Source organism: Pantoea sp. SGAir0183, from assembly GCF_043545505.1.
Genome location: NZ_CP028053.1, coordinates 3,592,068 through 3,617,842 on the forward strand (window position 1 = coordinate 3,592,068; position 25,775 = coordinate 3,617,842).

Sequence of the window (25,775 nt, forward strand, 5' to 3'; positions counted from 1 at the left end):
AAAATGAAAACTTTATACCAGAAGTTATTTGATGCACATGTCGTTCACGAAGCGCCGAATGAAACGCCGCTGCTCTATATTGACCGTCACCTGATTCATGAGGTGACCTCACCGCAGGCGTTTGATGGCTTGCGGGCGCACGGTCGTAAAGTGCGCCAGCCGTCGAAAACCTTCGCCACCATGGATCACAACGTTTCTACCCAGACCAAAGATATTCATGCCTCGGGTGAAATGGCCCGTATTCAGATGCAGGAGCTGATCAAGAACTGTGCGGAATTTGGCGTGCAGTTATATGACCTGAATCACCCGTTCCAGGGCATCGTGCACGTCATCGGTCCGGAACAAGGCATGACCTTACCGGGCATGACCATTGTCTGCGGTGACTCGCACACGGCTACACACGGCGCTTTTGGCTCGCTGGCCTTCGGTATCGGTACCTCTGAAGTCGAGCACGTTTTTGCCACTCAAACCCTGAAACAGGGCCGTGCTAAAACCATGAAGATTGAAGTGACAGGTACGGTTGCGCCGGGCATTACGGCGAAAGATATCGTGCTGGCCATTATCGGCAAAACCGGCAGCGCGGGCGGTACCGGCCATGTTGTCGAATTCTGTGGTTCCGCGATCGAAGCGCTGAGCATGGAAGGCCGCATGACGCTGTGTAACATGGCTATCGAGATGGGCGCAAAAGCCGGTCTGGTGGCCCCCGATGAAACCACCTTCGCCTACCTGAAAGGACGTCAGTTTTCACCGGAAGGTGAGAAATGGGCGCAGGCCGTTGAATACTGGCGCACGCTGAAATCCGATCCGGACGCGAAATTTGACCGCGTCGTGACGCTGCGTGCAGAAGAGATCGCCCCGCAGGTTACCTGGGGAACGAACCCTGGGCAGGTTATCGCGGTGGATGCGCAGATTCCCGACCCGGCCTCGTTTGCGGATCCCGTGGAGCGGGCATCCGCAGAGAAGGCGCTGGCTTATATGAACCTGCAACCCGGTATCAAACTGACCGACGTCAGCATCGATAAAGTCTTTATTGGTTCCTGCACTAACTCGCGCATTGAAGATCTGCGCGCCGCCGCCGCGATTGCCAAAGGGCGTAAAGTTGCGCCGGGCGTTCAGGCTCTGGTGGTGCCAGGTTCAGGCCCGGTTAAAGCCCAGGCCGAAGCCGAAGGGCTGGATAAGATCTTTATTGAGGCCGGATTTGAATGGCGCCTGCCTGGCTGCTCCATGTGTCTGGCGATGAATAACGACCGCCTGAATCCCGGCGAGCGTTGTGCTTCAACCAGTAACCGTAACTTCGAAGGCCGCCAGGGCCGTGGCGGACGGACACATTTGGTCAGCCCGGCGATGGCCGCTGCTGCTGCCGTTAATGGCCATTTCGCTGATATTCGCAGCCTGACATAAGGACGCCATCATGGCAGAAAAATTTACGCAACATACGGGTTTGGTGGTGCCACTGGATGCCGCTAACGTCGACACCGACGCCATCATTCCAAAGCAGTTTTTGCAGAAAGTGACGCGTGTTGGTTTCGGTGCGCATCTGTTTAACGACTGGCGTTTCCTGGACGATCACGGCCTGGAGCCTAATCCGGATTTCGTGCTCAACTTCCCGGAGTACAAAGGGGCATCCATCCTGCTGGCACGTGAAAACTTTGGCTGTGGTTCGTCACGTGAGCATGCGCCATGGGCACTGACCGATTACGGTTTTAAAGTCGTCATCGCGCCGAGCTTTGCCGATATTTTTTATGGCAACAGCTTTAATAACCAACTGCTGCCGGTCACGTTGACTGAGGAGCAGGTAGACGAATTGTTTACCCTGGTAAAAGCCCGTCCGGGCATCCGCTTCGAAGTGGATCTGGAAGCGCAGGTGGTTAAAGCCGGCGACAAGACCTACAGCTTTAAGATTGATGATTTCCGTCGCCACTGCATGCTGAATGGACTGGACAGCATCGGCCTGACGCTGCAGCACGAAAGCGCGATTTCAGCTTACGAAAATAACCAGCCCGCCTTTATGCGCTAAGCTTCGTTATCACCGTACGGCCCGGTCTGCTGACCGGGCTTTTTTTTTGCCCTGCGCATCTCACAGGCGCGGATCACGCCTCTTTGACTCTTCTGATCATCACCAACGTAACCAGCGAAATCGCTGCAATCACCCAGTACACACTGCCGTGCCCAAAATGTTCAACCAGCGCACCCTGACATAGCCCCGCCAGGATAATCCCGGTCGAAATGCTGTTAGTAAACAGGGTGGTGGCCGCGCCCGCCCGTCCAGGCATCAGATCCTGAAACCACAACATGCCAATGCCTGCGACCACGCCGATAAACAGGGCGTTAAACACCTGCAGGATCAGCAGCGCCAGATGGCTGTGAAACAGGATAAGGCCGCTGTAGAACACGACGGCAGCAGCCACGGCGGCGGCCATCATATTCCGCTTGCCCCATCGTTTGGCGTAAAAGCCCGCCACGATCATGACCGGGATCTCCAGCCCGGCAGCCGTGCCCATTAAGATTCCGGCCAGATTTTCAGGTAAGCCCAGATCCGTACTGATCCATAACGGCATGTCGATGATATACATGGTGTTGCAGGTCCACATCAGCGTCGATGCGGCAAACAAAATACGCACATCACGAATACGCCAGCCACTCAGCGGAATTCCGCCTGACTGCATCAGGGACGCGGTGCGCGGCACCGAGGGCACCGTGAACCAGATCAGCAGAAAACAGAGAAAAAACAGCCCGGCGGCCACGCTGAACAACGTGACAAAGCCAAAATTCAGCGCCAGCGCAAATGACAATGGCGGGCCAATCACCCAGGCCAGCGAGACCTGAGCACGCATGACAGAGCTGAACATCACCACTTCGCGCGAAGCACTGTCGGCATATTCACGCGCCAGGGCAAAAAGCTGCGGCATGGCGACATTCGCCAGCGACGACAGCAGTACGCCCAGCGTTATCAGCGTCAGATAATGGCGGGTAAAGGCGAACAGGAGCGCGTTTGCCAATGCCAGCATGCAGCACAGCAAGATGATATTGCGGCGATCGCCGACCCGGTCAGAACGTTTTGCGATCATCATGCTCACCACAATCCCGGCAACGGCATTGAGGGTAAAAAACAGCCCAACCCACAGCGGCGGCACCTGCACTTCTCGCGATAAAAACAGGCTCAGCGTCGGTGCCTGAAGCGCGCCCGCTACGCCGAGGATAAAGGCGGTCACCATAAAAGCGAAAAACACCGGATTGAAACGGCGCGAGAATGCTAACAAAGATTTCATGCCTTATCCCTGACAGAACAACAATAGAAACGGGAAGCGTGTCCCCCGACCATAACCTGCAACGTAAAAAAAACCAGCAGAATAACTCTGCTGGCAAAATCGTAGCACACTACTCAGAAGGGACGGGCATCGCTGCCGTCCATGTCAGAGCGCCATCCATCGCTGAATGCCTCCCGCTCTTCCAATGCGAGAAAGTTTGCCTCTAAAATAGGGCAGGAAAAACAGAGCAGGTTTCAGAGGGAGTTCCTCTTTTATGTCGTCATCACGTCTGAAGCAGCAGTTCATTCGTCTGTGGCAGAGCTGTCAGGGGCAATCGCAGGAAACCACCCTGGGTGAGCTGGCCGACGCCCTGCACTGTTCACGTCGCCATATGCGGAACCTGCTTAACAGGATGCAGGAAGCCGGCTGGCTCACCTGGCAGGCGGAGGCCGGACGGGGCAAGCGATCCGTGCTCACCTTCTGCTACACCGGACTAACCTTGCAGCAGCAGCGCGCTGAAGACCTGCTGGAACAGGATCGTATTGATCAACTGGTGCAGCTTGTCGGCGATAAAGATCAGGTCAGACAGATGATCAGCGCGCATCTGGGCCGCAGTTTCCGGCAGGGAAAACATATTCTGCGCGTCCTCTACTATCGCCCTCTGCTCAATCTGCTGCCTGGATCGCCCCTGCGTCGGTCAGAAACCCATATCGCTCGTCAGATTTTTAGCGGTCTGACACGCATAAATGAGGAAAAAGGGGAAATCGAAGCCGATATCGCTCATCACTGGCAGCAACATTCGGATCGACACTGGCGCTTTTATTTACGTCCGGCTATCCGTTTCCATCATGGCCGGGAACTCGACATGGACGATGTGATTGCCAGCCTTGAGCGCCTGCGCCAGCATCCGCTGTTTTGCCATCTTCAGCGACTTGACTCCCCTGCCCCCTGGACGCTGGATATCTATTTAGATCAGCCCGACAGCTGGCTACCCTGGCTGTTGGGCAGCGTCAGCGCCATGATTCTGCCGCGCGAGTGGCCCGATATGCGCGATTTTGCCCGTCAGCCCATAGGGACAGGGCCCTATCGGGTCATCCGCAATCAGCAAAGTCAGCTGAAGATCGAAGCCTTCGACGACTACTTTGGCTATCGCGCCTTGATCGATGACGTGTCGGTATGGGTGCTGCCCGAGATCAGTGACGAAGTGGTTTATGCCGGTGTTCGCCTGCAGGGCGAACAGGCCGATGAGAAACAGGAAGAGAGTCGGCTTGAAGAGGGCTGCTACTTTTTACTGTTTGACCAGCGCTCCGCGAAGGCAGGCGAACCGGGCATTCGACGCTGGCTTAGCTTCCTGCTTAACCCCATCGCCTTACTGAACAATGCGGATCTGGGCTACCAGCGTTACTGGTTTCCTGCTTACGGCCTGCTGCCCCGCTGGCACCACCGGCGTGATTTGACACCGGTAGAAAAACCCGCAGGCCTGACACACCTGACGCTGACCGTTTATAACCAGCACATTGAGCACGTCAGTATCACCGATGCCTTGCGTCCACTACTGGCGCAACACGACGTGACGCTGGACGTGCGTGAGGTCAGTTATGAATCCTGGCATCAGGGCACAGGTGAAAGCGATATCTGGCTCGGCAGCGTCAACTTTACCCTGCCCCTGGACTATTCTCTGTTTGCGCTGTTATACGAAGTCCCGTTGTTGCAGCACTGCCTGCCGGTGAACTGGCAGCAGGATGCTGCGCGCTGGCGTGAGAAAACGCTCCCCCTTGCTGAATGGGCGAAACAGCTGGTTGAAAGCAACTGGCTTCATCCGTTGTTTCATCACTGGCTGCTGCTGGAAGGCCAGCGCAGTATGCGCGGAGTACGGATGAATACGCTGGGGTGGTTTGACTTTAAATCCGCCTGGTTTGCACCGCCCACGCTGTGATCCTTTCCCGGCGGGCATTAAATGACTAGAATGTGACGTTCTCAACGGGGTGCCTCTTTCCATCATGCCAGAGCGCTGAGATATACCCGTCGAACCTGAATCGGTTAATGCCGACGTAGGGATTTGAGAGGCAACTTTGCTCAGATCCTTTGCGACTCAACCCTGCCGCTATAGGAGCGCAAAGTGTTAAAAAACGTCCTGCCCGTGCTGCTGTTACTCTCTGCCCCGGTCTTCGCGGCCAAACCTGTCCTGACGGTTTACACCTATGATTCGTTTTCCGCTGACTGGGGACCGGGTCCGGCCGTTAAAAAAGCCTTTGAAGCCCAGTGCGGTTGCGAACTGAAATATGTGGCCCTGGAAGACGGGGTTTCGCTGCTGAATCGCGTCCGTCTGGAAGGCAAGAACAGCAAGGCCGATGTGGTCTTAGGGCTGGATAACAACCTCCTGCAGGCCGCGCAACAAACCGGGCTGTTTGCCAAAAGCGACGTTGATACCGGTAAATTGCAGGTTCCCGGCGGCTGGAAGGACACCACCTTTGTGCCCTTCGATTACGGCTACTTCGCGTTCGTCTATAACAAAAACACGCTGAAAAACCCACCAAAGAGCCTCAAAGAACTGGTCGAAAGCCCCGAAAAATGGCGCGTGATTTATGAAGATCCCCGCACCAGCACGCCGGGCCTTGGCCTGCTGCTGTGGATGCAAAAAGTCTACGGAGACAAGGCGCCTGAAGCCTGGCAAAAGCTGGCAAAGAAAACCGTCACGGTGACCAAAGGGTGGAGTGAAGCCTACGGTCTGTTTCTGAAAGGCGAGAGCGATCTGGTGTTGAGCTATACCACGTCGCCGGCTTATCACATTATTGAAGAGAAGAAAGATAACTATGCCGCGGCACCGTTTGCCGAAGGCAACTATCTGCAGGTGGAAGTGGCAGCCCGCCTGGCTAACAGCAAACAACCAAAACTGGCAGAGCAGTTTATGCAGTTCATGGTCACGCCCGCTTTCCAGAATACGATTCCAACCGGCAACTGGATGTACCCGGTGATCAAAACCGACCTGCCTGCAGGCTTTGCTTCACTCAGCGTGCCGAAGACGGCATTACAGTTTTCGCCTGAAGCCGTCGCCAGCCACCGTTCACAATGGGTCAGCCAATGGCAACGCGCCGTGAGTCGCTGATCCCCTTCTGGCTGATTCCGGGTTCACTCGCCACGTTGCTGCTTTGCAGCGTGGCGTTGTCAGCTTTTGCTGCACTGTGGATGGCGGCCCCGGCGACCGACTGGCGTGCGGTTCTGCAGGATACCTATCTGCATCATGTGATTGGCTTTTCATTTACGCAGGCGCTGCTCTCCGCCCTGCTCTCTTTGCTGCCGGCCATTCCGCTGTCCCGGGCTCTCTATCGACGCCGTTTTCCTGGCCGTCAGGGATTATTACGCCTGTGCGCCATGACGCTGGTCTTGCCGGTGCTGGTCGCGGTATTTGGTCTGCTCACTGTCTATGGTCGGGTGGGCTGGCTGGCCCGGCTTTGCGCCTGGTTTGGCGTGGACTATCACTTCTCGCCTTACGGGCTTCAGGGCATTTTACTGGCCCATGTTTTTTTCAACCTGCCGCTGGCCACGCGCCTGATGCTGCAGGCGCTGGAAAGCATTCCGGCCGAACAGCGTCAGCTTGCTGCACAGCTGAATATCCGTGGCTGGCATCACTTTCGGCTCCTTGAATGGCCGTGGCTACGTCGCCAGTTACTGCCTACCGGTGCGTTGATTTTCATGCTCTGCTTCGCCAGTTTTGCCACGGTTCTTTCACTGGGTGGCGGGCCGCGGGCCACCACTATCGAACTGGCCATTTTTCAGGCTTTAAGTTACGACTACGATCCGGGACGCGCCGCACTCCTGGCGTTGATTCAGCTTTGCTGCTGCCTGGTATTGGTGCTTCTCAGTCAGCGCTTCAGTCACGCCATTCCCGCTGGCAACACGCAGCGCCAGGGCTGGCGCGATCCGCAGGATTCCGTGCTGGCGCGCATCAGTGACATTGCTCTCATCGGTTTAGCCTTGCTGTTACTGCTACCGCCCCTGATCGCAGTGATTATTAATGGCCTGGACGGCGGACTGCGCGGCGCCTTGCAACAACCGGCGTTGTGGCAGGCAACATTCACCTCACTGCGCATCGCCCTGGGCGCTGGCGTGCTGTGCGTGTTACTGACGACCATGCTGCTCTGGAGCAGCCGCGAACTGCGCCTGCGCCAGCGTAAACTTGCCGCACAATTTATGGACACCAGCGGCATGCTGATTCTGGCCATGCCGGGTATCGTGCTGGCAACCGGCTTTTTCCTGCTGCTGAATGCCACTACAGGGCTGCCCGATGCGGCGGATGGCGTAGTGATGTTCGCCAATGCACTGATCGCCATTCCCTATGCCCTGAAAGTGCTGGAAAACCCGATGCGGGATATCGCAGAACGCTACAACCACCTGTGCGGCGCATTAGGGATCAGCGGATGGAACCGCCTGACGCTGATAGAACTCCGTGCACTGAAGCGGCCACTGGCACAGGCGCTGGCGTTTGCCTGCGTACTGTCAATTGGAGACTTTGGCGTCGTGGCGCTGTTCGGTAACGCCGATTTCCGTACGCTGCCGTTCTACCTCTATCAGCAGATTGGTGCCTATCGTGGGGCCGACGGAGCCGTTACCGCATTACTGTTGCTGGTGCTCTGCCTGTCTCTGTTTACTCTGATGGAAAAATTACCGGGTCGCCATGCTGACACTGAATAATCTGACTTACCTGTATCAGCATTTGCCGATGCGTTTTTCCCTTCACGCCGGGCGCGGCGAACGGCTGGCGATTCTTGGTCCAAGCGGCGCGGGTAAGAGTACGTTGTTAAATCTGATTGCCGGCTTTCTGCCCGTCAGCCAGGGCAGTCTGATAATGGATGGCGTCGATCATACCCACAGCGTGCCCGCTCAGCGCCCGGTATCGATGCTGTTTCAGGAAAACAACCTGTTTCCGCATCTCAGCGTGGAACAGAATCTGGGGCTGGGCTTACATCCCGGGCTCAGGCTGACTGCGGACCAGCGTCAGCAGGTAGCCACCATTGCACAGCAGGTCGGGCTCAGTGAGATGCTGTCGCGCCTGCCAGGCCAGCTCTCAGGTGGACAACGTCAGCGCGTAGCGCTGGCACGCTGCCTGCTGCGCGAGCGGCCGGTATTACTGCTGGATGAACCTTTCTCGGCGCTTGATCCGGCACTGCGTGGCGAGATGCTCAACCTGGTGCGTACCGTCTGCGAAGCCCGTGAAATCACATTACTTATGGTGTCGCACAGTCTTGAAGATGCGCAGCAGATTGCGCCACGCAGCGTGGTGGTGGTAGATGGACGGGTTTACTGGGATGGCGCAACAGACCGGCTGCTGTCAGGGGACGTGCGGGAAGCCGATGTACTCGGCATCCCACGTCGTTAACCGATAAAGACCTGCCACAGCAGGTGGCGGAAAACTGGCATCATCGGGTGAAACTGAATACCGACGAAGGCCGCAACGGCCACGACCAGGCCCAGTGGCGCAAGCCAGCGCAGTCGTTCAGGCGGCAAATACGCGGTGGCCCAGTCGCGGGTCTTTTCACCGCGCCACCAGCGCCAGCACAGCCAGCATCCCAGCCACACCACAAGGGCAACGGCAACCAGCAGCCAGATAAAGTGACCGCCCTGGGCTTCTTTCGGGACATCAATCGCCACGCCTGCCAGAATCCCCGGCAACAGATAAAGCGGGGGCCATAAAATACAGCCGATCAGATTGGGGGGCAGAAACTTGCGTACCGGCAATTCCAGCATACCTGCCGCCAGCGGGATCAGCGGGCGAGTGGGTCCCACAAAACGGCCGACCAGAATGGTAAACATGCTGTGCTGATACAGCGCATGTTCGGTTTTATCCAGCAGCCCTTTGTATTTTTGCAGGTATTTCCAGCGATGAAGCGGCCCCTGAAATTTCCAGCCAATCCCGTAAGAAACCCAGTCGCCAAGCAGACAACCGACGAAGCCAGCGGCCCAGGCGGGATACAAACCGATCTGCCCACTGCCCACCAGCGCGCCAAGGCTCGCCATCATCACGGTGCCGGGGAGCAGCAGCCCCACAAACGCCAGTGACTCCAGAAACGTCACCAGCGCCACGGCAAACAGCGCCCACTCCAGCGACTGTGTAATCAGGTGTTGAACCCAGGCTTCCATATCAATCCTCAGAAAAAGCAGAAGGCTGGATTGTCCAGAGCAGACATCACAGCGTCAAGGCAAGAATTGTAGGCCAATATTGACAAAACGCACCGGGAGACACTGTATAAATATCCATGTTATACTTTTTAACCGCATGCCCGATTCGCTATCAGCCTGGAGAATACGTGAATAAGCCCCGCGCAGGGTTTCTGCTGAGCCGTCACTGGCGCGATACGCCGCAAGGCACCGAAATTACGCTCTGGCTGGCCACCGATGACGGTGCTCAGCGCGTCGTGCTGCCCGTGCAGGAATCGGTGACGTTTATTCCCTGCGAGTACCAGGCGCAGGTCGAAACGCTGCTACAGGACGAGCGCCAGGTGCGCATGCAGCCTCTCCAGTTAACCGATTTTCGCCGCCGGCCGGTATTTGGCCTTTACTGCCGCCAGCATCGCCAGCTTCAGTGGATTGAAAAGAAACTGCGCGAAAACGGCATTCCCCTTTACGAATCCGATATTCGTCCACCTGAACGCTATCTGATGGAACGGTTTATCACCGCGCCCGTGTGGTTCGATGGTGACGCGCAGGGCGATGCGCTGGTTAACGCCCGGCTCAAACCGCATCCTGACTACCGCCCACCGCTGAAATGGGTCTCACTGGATATCGAAACCACCCAGCATGGTGAGCTTTACTGCATTGGCCTTGAAGGCTGCGGCCAGCGTCAGGTTTACATGCTGGGACCGCCTAACGGCGATGCCAGCGCACTGGATTTCGAACTCATTTACCTGGAAACCCGCCCTCAACTGCTGGAGGCGCTCAATCGCTGGTTTGCCGACCACGACCCCGATGTGGTGATCGGCTGGAACGTGGTGCAGTTTGACCTGCGCGTTCTGCAGAAACATGCCGACCGCTATGGCATTCCGTTACGCCTGGGCCGCCAGCAGGCTGTACTGGAATGGCGTGAGCACGGTTTTAAACCCGGCGTGTTTTTTGCCCAGGCGCCAGGTCGGCTGATCATTGACGGTATTGATGCGCTGAAATCCGCCTTCTGGGATTTCCCCTCTTTTAGTCTGGAGTCGGTTTCACAACAACTGCTCGGCGAAGGCAAAGCTATCGATAACCCGTGGCAGCGCATGGAAGAGATCAACTGGCGTTTTGCCAACGATAAACCGGCGCTGGCACGCTATAACCTGAAGGACTGCGAGCTGGTCACACGCATCTTCCATAAAACCGAAATCATGCCGTTTTTGCTGGAGCGCGCCGCTGTTAACGGGCTGGCGGTCGATCGCCACGGCGGCTCTGTGGCGGCCTTCAGCCATCTGTATATTCCCCGCATGCATCGGGTCGGTTTTGTCGCCCCCAATCTCGGCGATGTTGCGCCGGAAGCCAGCCCCGGCGGCTATGTGATGGATTCCCGGCCAGGCCTGTATGATTCCGTATTGGTGCTGGATTACAAAAGTCTTTATCCCTCGATTATCCGCACCTTTCTGATCGATCCCGTCGGCCTCATCGAAGGGCTGGCGCACCCAACGGATGCGGATTCGGTGCCCGGCTTTCGTGAGGCGCGCTTCTCACGCGAAACGCATTGCCTGCCCGCGATTGTGGAACAGATTTGGCAGGGACGCGAAACCGCGAAAAAACAGGGCAATAAGCCCCTGTCGCAGGCCCTGAAAATCATTATGAATGCGTTTTATGGCGTGCTGGGCACCAGCGCCTGCCGCTTTTTTGATCCTCGCCTGGCCTCGTCGATTACGCTGCGCGGTCATGCCATCATGCAGCAAACCCGCGAGCTGATTGAAGCCGAAGGCTATGATGTGATCTATGGCGATACGGATTCTACCTTTGTCTGGCTCAAGTCCGCCCGGGATGAAGCCGAGGCGGAAGCAACAGGCCGCGCACTGGCCGCGAAGGTCAATGACTGGTGGCGTGAACATCTCCAGCAGCAATATGGCCTGACAAGCGCACTCGAACTGGAATATGAAAATCACTTTTGCCGTTTCCTGATGCCAACCATTCGCGGTGCCGAACAGGGCAGTAAGAAACGCTACGCGGGATTAATTCGTGAAGGCGACAGTGGACGTATGGTGTTTAAAGGGCTGGAGTCCGTCCGGACCGACTGGACGCCACTGGCGCAGCAGTTTCAGCAGGAACTCTACAGCCGGATATTTCATCGTCAGCCCTGGGAAGAGTACGTCCGCACGACCGTAACACAGCTGCTGGCGGGCGAACTGGACGATCAGCTCATTTATAAGAAACGCCTGCGTCGTCCGCTGAAGGAGTATGAACGCAATGTGCCGCCTCACGTGCGCGCCGCCCGTCTGGCGGATGAACACAACCGTAAACTGGGTCGGCCGCTGCAATATCAGACCGGTGGCCGCATTCGCTATGTGATAGCGACGGGCGGCCCCGAACCCGTTGAAGCCCGGACCACGCCGCTCGACTACGATCACTACGTTACGAAACAGCTGCAACCTGTTGCCGAAGGCATTTTGCCTTTCGTCGAGGGTGACTTTGCTACACTGATTACCGGGCAACTGGGGCTTTTTTGACAGGTGACGAATGCCCTGCCATCCAGTACCATAACGCCCTTCCTCAAAACTCACTGCTCTGACATACGCACCAGGCCCCTTTTGCCTGGTTGACATGCTATTGCCTGAGAATGGGGAACACCTTCAAAAACGTTAAAAATTCGAGCAAAAATTATATGGTTTTTACATTAGGTCAGCGTTGGATTAGTGATACAGAAAGTGAACTGGGATTAGGTACCGTGGTGGCGATCGATACTCGCATGATCACGCTGCTCTTCCCGGCCACAGGGGAAAATCGCCTCTACGCTCGCAGCGACTCGCCCGTCACCCGCGTGATTTTTAACCCGGGCGATACCGTGACCAGCCATGAGGGCTGGCAAATGCGGGTGGATGAAGTCCGTAATGACAATGACCTGATAACCTATATCGGTACGCGCCTGGATACTGAAGAAACCAACGTGATGCTGCGTGAAGTCATGCTCGACAGCAAACTGGTGTTCAGCAAGCCCCAGGATCGTCTGTTCGCTGGCCAGCTCGATCGCATGGATCGCTTCGCCCTGCGTTTTCGTGCGCGTAAATATCAAAGTGAACAGTACCGCCTGCCCGTCAGTGGCCTGCGTGGGATGCGTACCAACCTGATTCCCCACCAGTTGCATATCGCCCATGATGTGGGCCGTCGCCATGCACCGCGCGTTCTGCTGGCGGATGAAGTGGGTCTGGGTAAAACCATCGAAGCCGGTATGATCATTCAGCAGCAGCTGTTGGCTGGCCGCGCTGAGCGCGTACTGATTGTGGTACCAGAAACGCTGCAACATCAGTGGCTGGTTGAAATGCTGCGCCGCTTCAACCTGCGCTTTGCGCTGTTCGATGACGATCGTTACGCCGAAGCCCAGCACGACAGCGACAATGCCTTCGACACGGAACAACTGATTATCTGTTCGCTGGACTTTGTTCGTCGCAATAAGCTGCGTCTTGATAAGCTGGCCGACGCGGACTGGGATCTCCTGGTGGTCGATGAAGCGCATCACCTGGCCTGGTCTGAAGGTGAGCCAAGTCGTGAATATCAGGTCATTGAAAAGCTCGCCGAAAACACACCAGGCGTCCTGCTACTGACCGCCACGCCAGAACAACTGGGCATGGAAAGCCACTTCGCACGCCTGCGCCTGCTCGATCCCGAGCGTTTTCACGACTTCGCCGCCTTCATCGAAGAGCAACAGCATTTCCGTCCGATTGCCGATGCGGTCACCTCCCTGCTGGCGGATAATCCCATCTCGCAAGACGAGATGAATATGATCAATGAGCTGGTTGGCGAGCAGGATATCGAACCGCTGCTACAGGTCGCCAACAGTGACCGCGAGGGCAAACAAGAGGCGCGCCAGGAACTCATTTCCATGCTGATGGATCGCCACGGCACCAGCCGCGTGTTGTTCCGTAACACCCGTAACGGCGTGAAGGGCTTCCCGAAACGGGAATTGCATACCATTCGCCTGCCGTTGCCGGCTCAGTACCAGACGGCCATCAAAGTTTCCAGCATCATGGGCGCGCGTAAAAGCGCCGAAGAACGCGCGCGCGACCTGCTCTATCCGGAGCAGATTTATCAAGAGTTTGAAGGCGACACCGGCACCTGGTGGAACTTCGATCCACGTGTAGAATGGCTTATGGGCTATCTGACCAGCAACCGTAAAGAGAAGGTGCTGGTGATTTGCGCGCAGGCCGCAACCGCTCTGCAACTGGAGCAGGTATTACGCGAGCGTGAAGGTATCCGTGCCGCCGTGTTCCACGAAGGGCTGTCGATTATTGAACGCGATCGGGCTGCGGCCTGGTTTGCCTCAGAAGAAAACGGCGCACAGGTTCTGCTGTGTTCAGAAATCGGCTCTGAAGGCCGTAACTTCCAGTTCGCCAGCCGCCTGGTTATGTTCGATCTGCCGTTTAACCCGGATCTGCTGGAGCAGCGCATCGGTCGTCTGGATCGTATCGGTCAGGCGCATGACATTCAGATTCTGGTGCCATGGCTGGAAAAAACCGCTCAGGCGGTCCTGCTGCGCTGGTATCACGAAGGGCTGGATGCCTTTGAGCACACCTGTCCGACCGGCAGAACCCTCTATGACAGCGTGCACGCTGAACTGATTAATTATCTGGCTGCGCCGGAAAACAGTGAAGGCTTTGATGACTTTATCGACGCCTGCCGTAAACAGCATGACGCGCTGAAATCTCAGCTTGAACAAGGTCGGGATCGGTTACTGGAGCTGAACTCGAACGGCGGCGACGCCGCGCAGATGCTGGCGAATACCATTGCCGAGCAGGATAACGACACCGAGCTGGTCAACTTTGCCCTGAATCTGTTTGATATCGTGGGCATCAATCAGGAAGATCGTAGCGATAACCTGATTGTGCTGACGCCGTCAGATCATATGTTAGTCCCGGATTTCCCGGGCTTACCTGAAGACGGTTGCACCATCACGTTCAACCGCGATCAGGCCCTGTCGCGTGAAGATACCCAGTTTATTACCTGGGAACATCCGCTGATCCGTAACGGCCTGGATCTGATCCTGTCGGGCGACACAGGCAGTTGTGCGCTGTCGCTACTGAAGAATAAGGCATTGCCTGTCGGCACGCTGCTGGTAGAACTGATTTACGTGGTGGAATCTCAGGCACCTAAGCATCTGCAGTTAACCCGTTTCCTGCCGCCAACGCCTGTGCGTTTGCTGTTAGATCGCAAGGGCACCAACCTGGCAGGTAAAGTGGAGTTCGAGAGCTTCAACCGTCAGTTGAATGCGGTCAACCGCCATACAGGCAGTAAGCTGGTGAACGCCGTTCAGCAGGATGTTCACGCTATTCTTACCCTGGCGGAAAAAGAAGTCGTCAGCGAAGCACGTGCCATAATCGATACGGCACGGCGCGAAGCGAGTGAAAAGCTGGGGGCCGAGTTATCGCGTCTGGAAGCCCTGAAAGCCGTCAACCCCAATATTCGTGACGATGAAGTTGACGCGCTGGAAAGCAATCGCGAGCAGGTGCTGGAAAGTCTGGATGAAGCCACCTGGCGCCTGGATGCGCTGCGTCTGATTGTGGTTACGCATCAGTAAGTTCAGGGCCGCAAGGCCCTCTTTTTTGGAATAATGTATGGAACCCTATAATCCGCCGCTTGAGCCCTGGCTGCACATTCTCTATCAGGATGCGCACATCATGGTGGTGAATAAGCCCAGCGGCCTGCTTTCCGTGCCGGGTCGACTTGAGACGCACAAAGACAGCGTGATGACGCGGATCCAGCGGGATTATCCTGAAGCCGAATCGGTGCATCGGCTGGATATGGCCACCAGCGGCGTGATTGTCGTCGCACTGACGAAAGCCGCTGAGCGTGAACTAAAACGTCAGTTTCGCGAGCGCGAACCCGCCAAAACCTATGTCGCTCAGGTCTGGGGACATCCGGCAGAGGAAAAAGGCCTGGTGGATTTGCCCTTGATTTGTGACTGGCCCAACCGGCCAAAACAGAAAGTGTGTTTTGAGACGGGTAAGTCGGCACAAACCGAGTATCAGGTGGTGGAATATCGGGACGATAACAGCGCACGCGTCACGTTGAAGCCCATTACCGGCCGTTCGCACCAGTTGCGCGTGCATATGCTGGCGCTGGGCCATCCGATACTTGGGGACGGGTTTTATGCTCACCCGGAAGCCAGGGCAATGGCAAGCCGGCTTCTGCTGCATGCCGAATCGCTGACCATCACGCATCCTGCTTTTGGCAGTGCGATGACCTTCAAGCAGCCCGCCGATTTCTGACCGGCCCGTTTATGACTCGCGCGCCCCGCGGATGAATCACCGGGGCGCACGCCGCTTACTTAAAGCCTTTTTCTTTGCGAATCAGATCGTAAGCCGACTGAATGTCCTGCGCTTTCTGTTTGGCCATTTCCATCATTTCTGGCGGTAACCCTTTTGCCACCAGCTTATCGGGATGGTGCTCACTCATCAGTTTGCGATAGGCTCGCTTGATGGTAGTGGCATCATCACTGCTTTTCACGCCCAGCACATTACAGGCATCGTCCAGCGTAGGACCGCGTTGTGCCTGCTGGAAACCACCTTGAGAATAACTGCGGCCGCCGCCAAACTGCTGGCCGCCTTCCATCATGCGCAGAAACTGATCGAACTGGCTGTGTGAAATGCCCAACTCTTCACCAATCACGTACAGGACCTGACGTTCGTTGGGATGCAGTGTGCCGTCGGCAAACGCGGCCTGAATCTGAATTTCCAGAAACATCCGAATCAGGTCAAAACGACCAAAGCAGGCACTGCGTAATTCGCGCAGTTTGGTCCGCAACGGATATTCGCCCTGTTTGCCCTCACGAAAAGCACGTTGTGCGGCAGTACGCGCCTCACCGTGAAGCTGCATGCGGTCCATAAACAGAGACGCAATCTGGATGTCCGCTTCCGTTACGCGCCCTTTCGATTTGGTTAAATGCCCCATCACCTGAAACGTGGTGCTGAAAAACAGTGACTGTCGGGTCTGGGTGTTTGAAAAGTACGCCTTGCTTTGTGCGCCGCGAACCTTGTCAAATCCATGCCCAATGATCAGGCCGATTACAATTCCCCAAAAGCCCGCGCCAGACAATAATCCCAGCACCAGACCTATAACTTTTCCCCAGTAGCGCATAAACTCCTCAATTCGCCATGCTTACGGCTGAAAATTGCATTATCATACCTGTCATTTATCTCAGCGCCTAACGGCAGCGCGGACAGAAAAGGATTAACACTGGCGCAACGCCAGGCAGTGCGTTAGTCTCTGACCCGATTGTCGGCATGATGCCAGTTTTCATGGAATTCTCGATACCGCGTATGAAAAAACGTATACCTACTCTGCTGGCCACCCTGATCGGCGCAGCCATTAGCCAGCAAGCCTTCGCCGACGATTTAATGTCGCAGTGTATGTTAGGCGTGCCGAGTTATAATCGCCCTCTGGTCAACGGCGATCCCAATCAGTTGCCCGTTACTATTCACTCGGATTCCGTGAAAGGCAACTATCCTGATGATGCCATTTTCAAAGGTGATGTAGACGTCAGCCAGGGCAACAGCCGCATGCTGGCTGATGAGGTGCAACTTCACCAACGCCAGCCAGAAGGTCAGACGACGCCCGTCCGGACCGTCGATGCGCTAGGTAATGTGCACTACGACGATAATCAGGTCATCCTGAAAGGTCCGAAAGCCTGGTCGAATCTTAACACCAAAGATACTAACGTCTGGGACGGTGATTATCAGATGGTCGGCCGCCAGGGGCGGGGTACGGGCGATCAAATGAAGCTGCGTGGACAAAACCGTTACACCATCATGGAAAACGGCACCTTCACGTCCTGTCTGCCCGGCAGTAACAGCTGGAGCGTGGCGGGGTCCGAAATCATTCAGGATCGCCAGGAAGAAGTGGCAGAGATTTGGAATGCGCGCTTTAAACTCGGTTCCGTCCCGGTATTCTACAGCCCGTATCTGCAGTTGCCGCTGGGCGACCGTCGCCGCTCAGGCTTCCTGATCCCTAATGCCAAATACGGCAGCAATAATGGTTTCGAGTTTATTCTGCCTTACTACTGGAACATCGCGCCTCAGGCCGATGCCACCATTACGCCGCACTATATGAGTAAACGTGGTCTGCAATTGCAGAACGAATTCCGTTACCTCACAGAAGCGGGCGCAGGTCTGGTCGAATTTGATTACCTGGCGTCGGATAAGCAGTACGACAATGAAAAAGCAGCGCGCGGCATAGCCCAAAGCGACAGTTCAGACCGCTGGTTATTTTACTGGCGTCATGCCGGTGTATATGACCAGCACTGGCGCTTTAACGCCGACTATACCAAGGTCAGCGATCAGTATTACTTCAACGATCTGACGTCGCCTTATTACAGCTCGACTGACGGCTATGCCTCACAGAAATTTAGCGTCGGTTATGCGGATACTAATTGGGACGCAACCCTGTCGACCAAAGATTTCCAGATTTTTGGTAATACCAGTAACAGCAATGTCTATCGTGCCTTTCCGCAACTGGACCTGAACTGGTACCAGAATGATGTCGGCCCGTTTGACACCCGCATCTATGCCCAGGCCGTGAAGTTTACTAACGTGAACAGCAGTTTCCCCGAAACCACGCGTTTACATGTTGAACCTACGCTCGATCTGCCGTTATCAAACAGCTGGGCCAGCCTGGATACTGAAGCCAAATTTCTGGCCACGCACTATCAGCAAAAAGATGTTGATTACTACAACGCTAACTTTGCCCCCACCAGCACTACCAGCGGTGTCCTGAAAGACTCCGTCAACCGCACATTACCGCAGTTTAAAGTCGATGGGCGCATGGTATTTGATCGTGATATGGACTGGGCGCAGGGTTACACCCAAACGCTGGAGCCAAGGGTTCAGTACCTGTATATCCCGTATCGGGACCAGAGCGACATCTATCCTTACGACTCCACGCTGCTGCAAACGGACTACACCGGCCTGTTCCGCGATCGCTCTTACAGCGGTCTGGATCGCATCGCCTCAGCGAACCAGGTCGCGACCGGTGTGACTACACGAATTTATGATAATGATCTGGTTGAACGTTTTAACGTTTCTGTGGGTCAAATCTATTCGTTCACGCCTTCGCGTACAGGCGTTAACCAGACCAACAAAGATGACGATACCGGCAGTCTTCTTTGGGCCGGCGATACGTACTGGAAGATCAGCGAACGCTGGGGCGTGCGTGGCGGGCTGCAATACGATACCCGCCTGAATAACGTGGCGCAGGGCAATACCGTGCTGGAATACCGTCGTGATGCTGACCGTATGGTGCAGTTGAGCTACCGTTACAGCAGCCCGGAGTATGTTGCTTCTGCGCTTAACGACAGCTCACTGGTGAATAACCCGATTTATAAAAACGGGATTTCACAGGTTGGCACCACGGCAAGTTGGCCAATTCATGATGCCTGGTCGGTGGTTGGCGCGTATTACTACGATACGCGCAATAATCGCCCGGCATCACAGCTGGTTGGCCTGCAGTACAGCTCGTGTTGCTACGCGATTCGTCTGGGATATGAACGTAAAATCAACGGTTGGGAAAACAACGACAGTAAGTACGACAACCAAATCTCATTCAACATTGAGTTACGTGGCCTGAGCTCGAATTATGGCCTGGGCACTGGCCAGATGCTGAGTCAGGGGATCATCCCTTACCAGCGTGCATTCTGATGTTGTGATGTTTGACAGGCAATCCCGCAGTGCGGAACCAATAATGGATAAAGTATGAAGAACTGGAGAATGCTGATTCTTGGTGTGGCGATCAGTGCCAACACCGTGTTCGCAGCACCACAAGTGGTTGATAAAGTTGCAGCTGTGGTTAATAACGGCGTGGTCCTTGAGAGTGACGTGGACAGCATGATGAACACCGTTAAATCTCAGGCGAAACAGGCCGGCCAGCAGCTACCGGACGATAAAACCTTACGCCATCAGATCCTTGAGCGTGAGATTATGGACGCGATCATTCTGCAGTTAGGCGATAAAGCCGGTTTGCAAATCAGCGATCAGCAGTTGGATCAGGCCATTCAGAATATTGCCGCACAAAACCACATGACCCTCGATCAACTGCGCAGTCGTCTGGCCTATGACGGTATGGACTACAACACGTATCGGTCGCAGATTCGTAAAGAGATGCTGATCTCTGAAGTCCGTAATAACGAAGTCCGCCGTCGCGTCACCATCCTGCCGCAGGAAGTGGATACGCTGGCAAAACAGGTGGGTGCGCAGAATACTCAAGGGACTGAGATGAATATCAGTACCATTCTTCTGCCGCTGCCTGAAAACCCGACACAACAGCAGGTTGACGACCAGGAAAAACTGGCAAAACAGCTGGTGAGCGAACTGAAGGGCGGTGCTGATTTCGGCAAACTGGCCGTTACCTACTCCGCTGACTCCCAGGCCCTGAAAGGCGGCAATATGGGCTGGTCAAAAATTGAAGAGCTGCCGACGCTGTTTGCTCAGGCTCTGGCCACGGCAAAAAAAGGCGATATCGTTGGTCCGATTCGTTCCGGTGTGGGCTTCCATATTCTGAAAGTGAACGATTTGCGTGGCGAAAGCAAAAACATCTCTGTCACCGAGGTGCATGCACGCCATATTCTGCTGAAGCCGTCACCGATCATGACTGACGATCAGGCCCGCGCGAAGCTGGAACAAATTGCCGCCGATATCCGCAGCGGTAAAACCACTTTTGCGGCCGCCGCAAAACAATTCTCTGACGATCCGGGCTCGGCTAACCAGGGCGGCGATCTGGGATGGACCTCGCCTGAAGTCTTTGACCCGGCGTTCCGCGATGCGCTGCTACGCCTGAAAAAAGGGGAAATGAGCCAGCCCGTTCATTCCTCTTTCGGCTGGCATTTGATTCAGTTGCTGGACACGCGTCAGGTTGATAAAACGGATGCAGCCCAGAAAGAGCGTGCTTACCGCATGCTGTTCAACCGCAAGTTCGCGGAAGAAGCGCAGACCTGGATGCAGGAGCAACGTGCAGGGGCTTACGTGAAAATTCTGGATAACAATGCGCAGTGATTGTCGTGTGGTGATTACGCCCGGCGAACCCGCCGGGATTGGTCCCGATCTGGCTGTGCAACTGGCTCAACAGGCTTGGCCTGTTGAGCTGGTCGTTTGTGCGTCTCCCCAGCTCTTGCTGCAGCGCGCCGCATTGCTGGGTTTGCCTCTGACCCTTCGTCTTTACGATTCTGCCGAGCCTCCAGTGCCCCAGCAGGCCGGTACACTCACCGTCCTTCCCGTTGAACTCCCGCAGCCCGTCACACCCGGTACGCTTTGTGTCGACAACGGTCACTATGTACTGGAAACGCTGGCTCGCGCCTGCGACGGCTGCTTGTCCGGTGAGTTTGCTGCATTGATTACCGGCCCTGTGCATAAGGGCGTGATCAATGACGCGGGGATACCGTTTACAGGCCATACCGAATTCTTTGCCGAGCGTGCAGGCGCGCACCGCGTGGTCATGATGCTGGCAACAGAGCAGTTACGCGTCGCGCTTGCGACCACGCACCTGCCGTTAAAAGCGGTCGCTGACGCCGTCACCCGGGATTGCCTGCATGAAGTGATCACGATCCTGCATCAGGATCTCAAAGAGAAATTCGCGATCGCCCAGCCGCATATTTTTGTTTGTGGGCTGAATCCTCATGCGGGTGAAGGCGGCCACATGGGTCGGGAAGAGATAGACACGATTATCCCGGCCCTGAATGAACTCCGCCAACAGGGTATTCAGCTGACTGGCCCATTGCCCGCGGACACACTTTTCCAGCCCAAATATCTGCAACATGCCGATGCGGTGCTGGCGATGTATCACGATCAGGGCTTACCGGTCCTCAAATTTCAGGGATTTGGTCGCGCGGTGAATATTACCCTCGGCCTGCCGTTTATCCGTACCTCAGTCGATCACGGCACCGCGCTTGAACTAGCCGGGCTGGGTCAGGCTGACGCGGGCAGCTTTATCACGGCGCTTAATCTCGCCATCACTATGATCAAGAGCAGTAATGAATAATCGCGTCCATCAGGGGCACTACGCCCGTAAACGTTTCGGGCAGAACTTCCTGAACGATCAATACATTATCGACAGCATTGTCTCCGCCATTCATCCGCAACGCGACGAAGCGTTAGTCGAGATTGGGCCGGGCCTCGGTGCCCTGACAGAACCGGTCGGCGAACGTCTCGACAGCTTAACGGTTGTGGAGCTTGACCGCGATCTGGCAGCCCGCCTGCAGACACATCCGTTTTTAGGTCCTAAGCTGACGATTTATCAGCAGGATGCCATGACCTTTGATTTTGCCGCGCTGGCTAAAGAGAAAGGCCAGCCGCTACGCGTCTTTGGTAATCTGCCCTACAACATTTCGACCCCGCTGATGTTTCATCTGTTCAGCTATACTGGTTCGATTAAAGATATGCACTTCATGCTGCAGAAAGAAGTGGTTAATCGCCTGGTGGCCGGTCCGGGCAGCAAAGCATATGGTCGCCTGAGCGTCATGGCGCAGTATTACTGCCAGGTCATCCCAGTGCTGGAAGTGCCACCGCACGCTTTTACGCCGCCTCCTAAGGTGGATTCAGCGGTAGTACGTTTGGTGCCTTTTATGACGCCACCGCATCCGGTAAAAGACGTGCGTATTTTAAGCCGTATTACCACGGAAGCGTTCGGCCAACGTCGTAAAACGCTGCGTAACAGCCTGAGCCATATGGTGACTGCGGGTGCGCTGGAAGACTTGTCGATCGATACGGGCCTGCGTGCAGAAAACGTGTCGGTTGCGCAATATTGTCAGTTAGCAAACTGGTTGGCAGACCATCTGGATAAACCGCAGGAGTAACCTATGAGTGAACCGGCCCGCGTATCGATCCACGTCCAAAGCCTTTATGTCGCCTCGCAATCCTCACCGGAAGAAGAGCGTTATGTTTTTGCTTATACCGTTACGATCCGCAATTTAGGCCGCTCCTCTGTGCAACTGCTCGGGCGCTACTGGTTGATCACCAACGGCAATGGACGTGAAACAGAAGTTCAGGGTGAAGGCGTAATCGGTGAACAACCACACATTGCGTCCGGTAGTGAATACCAATATACCAGTGGCGCGGTGCTTGAAACGCCTATGGGCACGATGCAGGGCCACTATGTGATGGTGGATGAGCAAGGCGATACGTTTCACGTCGACATCCCCGTTTTCCGCCTGGCTGTTGAAAGCCATATTCACTGAACCTGATGCCTTTCGCCCGACTAACGGGCGACTGTTTTTAGTTGGATAATTCACAATGAATACTTACCTGATTGGCGACGTTCACGGTTGTTATGATGAATTACGTGCTCTGCTAAACCAGGTGAACTATGATCCTGGTAAGGATACCTTGTGGCTGACAGGTGATCTGGTCGCACGTGGGCCCGGCTCGCTGGAGGTACTACGCTACGTCAAATCGCTGGGAGACAGCGTCCGCCTGGTTCTGGGCAATCACGATCTGCATTTGCTGGCCGTTTATGCCGGCATCAGCCGCAATAAACCTAAAGATCGCCTGACGCCGCTGCTGGAAGCGGAAGACGCAGATGAATTGATCAACTGGCTACGTCGGCAGCCTCTGCTGCAGGTTGATGAAGAAAAGAAGCTGGTGATGGGCCATGCGGGCATTACGCCGCAGTGGGATCTGGAGACGGCGCAACGCTGCGCGCGTGAAGTCGAAGCCGTCCTGGCCAGTGACAGCTATCCGCTGTTCCTTGATGCCATGTATGGCGACATGCCGAATAACTGGAGCGAATCCCTGTCCGGCCTGGCGCGGCTACGTTTCTCTACTAACGCGCTGACCCGTATGCGTTTTTGCTTCCCAAACGGACAGCTCGATATGATTTGTAAGGATGCGCCTGAATCAGCGCCGCCACCGCTTAAACCCTGGTTTACGATTGAAGGGCCCGTTGCCCGCGATCACACCATTGTGTTTGGGCACTGGGCATCACTGGAAGGCAAAGGGACACCAGAGGGCATTATCGGTCTGGATACCGGTTGCTGCTGGGGTGGGAATCTGACCCTGCTGCACTGGGAAACGCAGCGTCATTATGTTCAGCCTTCCAACCGCCAGCTTTCTGTACCAGACGATCTGTCACCCCAACAGTCAGCCAGCTGATCCACCGCCATAAAAACGCCTTGTCCCAACAACAAGGCGTTTTTCGATCCCCATTAACGACGTCGTTCGAGGATCTCGAAGCAGTAGCTGTGCGAATTCTGCTCGTCAGCGTCATGGAATTCGCTAAAGGTAGAATGCCATTCATCCGGTTCGTAGTCCGGGAACTGGGTATCCCCTTCTACTTCAGCATCAATATGCGTCAGATAAAGGCGGTCAGCGCGGGCTAACATCTGTTCATAAATGCGGCCGCCGCCAATGACCATGATCTCTTCAGCTTCGCCCGCAGCATTTACTGCGTCATCCAGCGACGTTACCCAGGTAACGCCTTCTGCGTGACCGGGTTTACTGCTGACCACAATATTCAACCGGCCCGGTAAAGGCCGGCCAATCGATTCAAAAGTCAGCCTGCCCATAATGACGGGCTTTTTCAGTGTGTTGCGCTTAAACCACGCCAGATCTGCAGGCAGGTCCCACGGCATGGCGTTTTCCATTCCAATAATGCGATCTGCTGCTAATGCCGCGATAAGACTAATCATGTTAAAAAGCTCGCTGAAAAAAACAGGCGCCATGATACGTAAAGGTTAAACCTTCGTCGATAGCAGGAACGGGCTTCTTAAATAAAGCGGCATAGACACCGCCTTTCAGAGTTTGTACAGGGTTTTACTCCGCAAAAATCGCGGTTATAACCCTTAAATCGCCAGATAATGACGTGAGTGCGTGATAAACACAGAGAATAAAACGGCTCCAGACGGAGCCGTTGGGATTATCAGAAATCGTAGCGGAAACGAACCAGATTCATGTCGCCTTGATTATCCGTGCTGGACGTGAAGACATGTTCGTAATCCACACGGAAACCATAGTCAAGGAACAGCGTTACGCCCAGACCATTGTCGATACGCTGGTAGTTACGGCCATTCGCATATTCTAAACGGTCACCCATGACATAAGGCTGAACGGCTTTGACACCATATTGCGCCACCGGGATTTTATATCCGGCGTAATATTCGATGCCCCAGGCATCATCCGCAAAATAGTTATTCACGTTGCGCTGTTTGGTGGTCAGGAAGTTTTGGTACCAGCCCCCCCCTGCTGACAGGGTCCAGTTACCTGGCGTCCAGCTCAATGCTGTTCCAAAAATGTTTTGGTCGTAATCTTTACTGTTGCCAGTAGCAGGATTACGCATGCTGGCGCGGGTGTAGTTCCAGGCCGTACCCCATGCCAGGGTAGGCGTAATATTGTAATTCACACCCAGCGAGCCACCGCCCTGGCGCTTATAGCGCAGCCCGTTGCCCGGCTGATACTCGTTATCGCTAAACAGGTAAGAGGCGTAAAGATCGACTGCCCCATAACTGTTTTTGTATTTCAGCTGTTTACGAGAACGGTAGGAACCATCGTAATCACCGTTAATGCCGTTGCCCGGCGCCTGGGCCAGCATGTCGTAATCCCAGATATCCGTCTTGGCACCCACAACATCGTAATAAACGCTGTTCTGCTGACCAAAGGTTAACTGGCCCCAGGTTTTACTTTTCAGGCCGGTATAAAGCTGGCGGCGAGTAGTCTCGTGCGCACCTTCAGCGTAGTGATTATCCCAGTTAAACACGGCCGGAATGTTAACGCCCAGTTCATAGTAGCTGGTCCAGCTAATATCATCGAACAGATAGTAGTCGGCGCTGAAACGGAAACGGGATCCGCCGTCAAAACCATTACGCTTGTAAGATTTATCGTTGACGCCGGTTTGATGATTAAACTGGGGGCGAATGCTGCCACCAAATTTGAAATCGAGACGGCTAAGGGGATCGCCTGCTTGTGGGTCTTGTTTAAGAAGAGTGATTTCAGCCTGGCTGGAAAACGTGACCAGAGCCAACAGTGCAGCCACTGCACTCAGTGCAAAATTACGCGCTTTCATTGTTATGAATATCCTGTTTATGCTCTCTTCATGAGCGGGCAGGATATTACATTGGCCATGCATGAGTTGGTAGTACTTTGTATTATAAATTCGTGCGAAAAAGCGAATCAGGCATGATTTGATAATAATTAAATCAAATTCTTTTGGCCTGAATTCGTTACAGTTGGGCTATATGACTTTTATTCAGTCCGCTTTTAAATCAGACGTTTTAAAATTTGGGTTAAAGGTAACGATAATATTATTTATCCGAAGTCTGACCCTGTTTCTTCTTACAACACCGCATTGAAACTAACCGATTTTAAAAAGCCCCTGCCAGAAGCGCTCTGCTGATGGCAGATG

20 protein-coding genes and 1 riboswitch are annotated in these 25,775 nt (G+C 55.0%); of the genes, 15 read left to right on the forward strand and 5 right to left on the reverse strand.

The genetic code is table 11. The annotated features are described in order from the left end of the window. The first annotated feature begins 3 nt into the window (after window positions 1-3). Together leuC and leuD are read left to right on the forward strand one after the other, a co-directional pair. On the forward strand, window positions 4-1,401 hold the full coding sequence (gene leuC / locus C1N59_RS16725) for a 3-isopropylmalate dehydratase large subunit (RefSeq protein ID WP_006117660.1): 1,398 nt from the start codon (window positions 4-6) through the stop codon (window positions 1,399-1,401). Window positions 1,402-1,411: 10 nt separating this feature from the next. Next, window positions 1,412-2,017 (forward strand): 3-isopropylmalate dehydratase small subunit, encoded by a 606-nt coding sequence (leuD, locus tag C1N59_RS16730; protein ID WP_033740246.1) that lies wholly within the window; start codon window positions 1,412-1,414, stop codon window positions 2,015-2,017. Window positions 2,018-2,090: 73 nt separating this feature from the next. Here leuD and C1N59_RS16735 read toward each other — a convergent pair whose 3' ends face one another. Beyond that, complete coding sequence (locus tag C1N59_RS16735) at window positions 2,091-3,269, reverse strand: MFS transporter (RefSeq protein ID WP_033740244.1); 1,179 nt, start codon at window positions 3,267-3,269, stop codon at window positions 2,091-2,093. A gap of 253 nt (window positions 3,270-3,522) precedes the next feature. Between C1N59_RS16735 and sgrR the strand changes: the two genes are divergently transcribed. From sgrR to thiQ, 4 genes are all read left to right on the forward strand, one after another. Continuing rightward, window positions 3,523-5,184 (forward strand): HTH-type transcriptional regulator SgrR, encoded by a 1,662-nt coding sequence (gene sgrR, locus C1N59_RS16740; protein WP_033740242.1) that lies wholly within the window; start codon window positions 3,523-3,525, stop codon window positions 5,182-5,184. Between the two features lie 35 nt (window positions 5,185-5,219). Further along, a riboswitch (TPP riboswitch) is annotated at window positions 5,220-5,324 on the forward strand. Between the two features lie 43 nt (window positions 5,325-5,367). Further along, complete coding sequence (thiB, locus tag C1N59_RS16745) at window positions 5,368-6,354, forward strand: thiamine ABC transporter substrate binding subunit (RefSeq protein ID WP_054634688.1); 987 nt, start codon at window positions 5,368-5,370, stop codon at window positions 6,352-6,354. Next, window positions 6,330-7,940, forward strand: a complete 1,611-nt coding sequence (gene thiP, locus C1N59_RS16750) for a thiamine/thiamine pyrophosphate ABC transporter permease ThiP (RefSeq protein WP_054634506.1) — start codon at window positions 6,330-6,332, stop codon at window positions 7,938-7,940. Before thiB ends, thiP begins: the two co-directional genes overlap by 25 nt. Next, complete coding sequence (gene thiQ / locus C1N59_RS16755) at window positions 7,924-8,625, forward strand: thiamine ABC transporter ATP-binding protein ThiQ (protein ID WP_006117655.1); 702 nt, start codon at window positions 7,924-7,926, stop codon at window positions 8,623-8,625. The genes thiP and thiQ overlap by 17 nt, the downstream gene beginning before the upstream one ends. Here thiQ and C1N59_RS16760 read toward each other — a convergent pair. Next, window positions 8,622-9,386: a DedA family protein gene (locus C1N59_RS16760; protein WP_006117654.1), complete on the reverse strand. Its 765-nt coding sequence runs from the start codon at window positions 9,384-9,386 to the stop codon at window positions 8,622-8,624. The two genes, thiQ and C1N59_RS16760, sit on opposite strands and share 4 nt — an antisense overlap. A 167-nt stretch (window positions 9,387-9,553) precedes the next feature. Between C1N59_RS16760 and polB the strand changes: the two genes are divergently transcribed. The 3 genes from polB to rluA all read left to right on the forward strand — a co-directional run bounded on the left by polB (window position 9,554) and on the right by rluA (window position 15,667). Then, window positions 9,554-11,914 carry a DNA polymerase II gene (gene polB / locus C1N59_RS16765; protein ID WP_394549904.1) on the forward strand — a complete coding sequence of 787 codons (2,361 nt, stop codon included), beginning with the start codon at window positions 9,554-9,556 and terminating at the stop codon, window positions 11,912-11,914. A gap of 155 nt (window positions 11,915-12,069) precedes the next feature. Continuing rightward, window positions 12,070-14,976 carry an RNA polymerase-associated protein RapA gene (gene rapA / locus C1N59_RS16770; protein WP_394549905.1) on the forward strand — a complete coding sequence of 969 codons (2,907 nt, stop codon included), beginning with the start codon at window positions 12,070-12,072 and terminating at the stop codon, window positions 14,974-14,976. Window positions 14,977-15,013: 37 nt separating this feature from the next. Further along, the gene (gene rluA / locus C1N59_RS16775; RefSeq protein WP_394549906.1) at window positions 15,014-15,667 is read left to right on the forward strand and encodes a bifunctional tRNA pseudouridine(32) synthase/23S rRNA pseudouridine(746) synthase RluA; all 654 of its coding nucleotides are present in this window, start codon (window positions 15,014-15,016) and stop codon (window positions 15,665-15,667) included. Window positions 15,668-15,722: 55 nt separating this feature from the next. On the opposite strand, the gene djlA is transcribed toward rluA, so the two are convergent. Continuing rightward, on the reverse strand, window positions 15,723-16,535 hold the full coding sequence (djlA, locus tag C1N59_RS16780; RefSeq protein WP_006117650.1) for a co-chaperone DjlA: 813 nt from the start codon (window positions 16,533-16,535) through the stop codon (window positions 15,723-15,725). Window positions 16,536-16,717: 182 nt separating this feature from the next. On the opposite strand from djlA, the gene lptD reads away from it, so the two are divergent. From lptD to apaH, 6 genes are read left to right on the forward strand one after another with little or no spacing between them, the layout of a single operon-like run. Next, the gene (lptD, locus tag C1N59_RS16785; RefSeq protein ID WP_277285029.1) at window positions 16,718-19,090 is read left to right on the forward strand and encodes an LPS assembly protein LptD; all 2,373 of its coding nucleotides are present in this window, start codon (window positions 16,718-16,720) and stop codon (window positions 19,088-19,090) included. A 54-nt stretch (window positions 19,091-19,144) separates the two neighbouring features. Further along, window positions 19,145-20,440 carry a peptidylprolyl isomerase SurA gene (gene surA / locus C1N59_RS16790; RefSeq protein WP_162286070.1) on the forward strand — a complete coding sequence of 432 codons (1,296 nt, stop codon included), beginning with the start codon at window positions 19,145-19,147 and terminating at the stop codon, window positions 20,438-20,440. After that, entirely contained in the window at window positions 20,430-21,422 is a 993-nt protein-coding gene (pdxA, locus tag C1N59_RS16795; protein WP_054634510.1) for a 4-hydroxythreonine-4-phosphate dehydrogenase PdxA, read from the forward strand. The genes surA and pdxA overlap by 11 nt, the downstream gene beginning before the upstream one ends. Next, a complete protein-coding gene (rsmA, locus tag C1N59_RS16800; RefSeq protein ID WP_033740232.1) occupies window positions 21,415-22,236 on the forward strand; it encodes a 16S rRNA (adenine(1518)-N(6)/adenine(1519)-N(6))-dimethyltransferase RsmA in 822 nt (273 codons plus the stop codon). Before pdxA ends, rsmA begins: the two co-directional genes overlap by 8 nt. A 3-nt stretch (window positions 22,237-22,239) precedes the next feature. Further along, window positions 22,240-22,617, forward strand: coding sequence for a Co2+/Mg2+ efflux protein ApaG (gene apaG, locus C1N59_RS16805; protein WP_006117645.1), 378 nt, complete (start codon window positions 22,240-22,242; stop codon window positions 22,615-22,617). A 55-nt stretch (window positions 22,618-22,672) separates the two neighbouring features. Further along, window positions 22,673-23,530, forward strand: a complete 858-nt coding sequence (apaH, locus tag C1N59_RS16810; protein WP_394549907.1) for a bis(5'-nucleosyl)-tetraphosphatase (symmetrical) ApaH — start codon at window positions 22,673-22,675, stop codon at window positions 23,528-23,530. Between the two features lie 53 nt (window positions 23,531-23,583). On the opposite strand, the gene folA is transcribed toward apaH, so the two are convergent. Together folA and C1N59_RS16820 are read right to left on the reverse strand one after the other, a co-directional pair. Further along, window positions 23,584-24,066, reverse strand: a complete 483-nt coding sequence (gene folA / locus C1N59_RS16815) for a type 3 dihydrofolate reductase (protein WP_006117643.1) — start codon at window positions 24,064-24,066, stop codon at window positions 23,584-23,586. Between the two features lie 230 nt (window positions 24,067-24,296). Continuing rightward, window positions 24,297-25,436, reverse strand: a complete 1,140-nt coding sequence (locus tag C1N59_RS16820; RefSeq protein WP_394549908.1) for a porin — start codon at window positions 25,434-25,436, stop codon at window positions 24,297-24,299. Window positions 25,437-25,775 lie beyond the last annotated feature (339 nt).

Coding starts and splice junctions, on each gene's coding strand:
- leuC (WP_006117660.1), top strand. CDS start 4: ATGAAAACTTTATACCAGAAGTTATTTGATGCACATGTCGTTCACGAA.
- leuD (WP_033740246.1), top strand. CDS start 1,412: ATGGCAGAAAAATTTACGCAACATACGGGTTTGGTGGTGCCACTGGAT.
- C1N59_RS16735 (WP_033740244.1), bottom strand. CDS start 3,269: ATGAAATCTTTGTTAGCATTCTCGCGCCGTTTCAATCCGGTGTTTTTC.
- sgrR (WP_033740242.1), top strand. CDS start 3,523: ATGTCGTCATCACGTCTGAAGCAGCAGTTCATTCGTCTGTGGCAGAGC.
- thiP (WP_054634506.1), top strand. CDS start 6,330: ATGGCAACGCGCCGTGAGTCGCTGATCCCCTTCTGGCTGATTCCGGGT.
- thiQ (WP_006117655.1), top strand. CDS start 7,924: ATGCTGACACTGAATAATCTGACTTACCTGTATCAGCATTTGCCGATG.
- C1N59_RS16760 (WP_006117654.1), bottom strand. CDS start 9,386: ATGGAAGCCTGGGTTCAACACCTGATTACACAGTCGCTGGAGTGGGCG.
- rapA (WP_394549905.1), top strand. CDS start 12,070: ATGGTTTTTACATTAGGTCAGCGTTGGATTAGTGATACAGAAAGTGAA.
- rluA (WP_394549906.1), top strand. CDS start 15,014: ATGGAACCCTATAATCCGCCGCTTGAGCCCTGGCTGCACATTCTCTAT.
- djlA (WP_006117650.1), bottom strand. CDS start 16,535: ATGCGCTACTGGGGAAAAGTTATAGGTCTGGTGCTGGGATTATTGTCT.
- lptD (WP_277285029.1), top strand. CDS start 16,718: ATGAAAAAACGTATACCTACTCTGCTGGCCACCCTGATCGGCGCAGCC.
- surA (WP_162286070.1), top strand. CDS start 19,145: ATGAAGAACTGGAGAATGCTGATTCTTGGTGTGGCGATCAGTGCCAAC.
- pdxA (WP_054634510.1), top strand. CDS start 20,430: ATGCGCAGTGATTGTCGTGTGGTGATTACGCCCGGCGAACCCGCCGGG.
- rsmA (WP_033740232.1), top strand. CDS start 21,415: ATGAATAATCGCGTCCATCAGGGGCACTACGCCCGTAAACGTTTCGGG.
- apaG (WP_006117645.1), top strand. CDS start 22,240: ATGAGTGAACCGGCCCGCGTATCGATCCACGTCCAAAGCCTTTATGTC.
- apaH (WP_394549907.1), top strand. CDS start 22,673: ATGAATACTTACCTGATTGGCGACGTTCACGGTTGTTATGATGAATTA.
- folA (WP_006117643.1), bottom strand. CDS start 24,066: ATGATTAGTCTTATCGCGGCATTAGCAGCAGATCGCATTATTGGAATG.
- C1N59_RS16820 (WP_394549908.1), bottom strand. CDS start 25,436: ATGAAAGCGCGTAATTTTGCACTGAGTGCAGTGGCTGCACTGTTGGCT.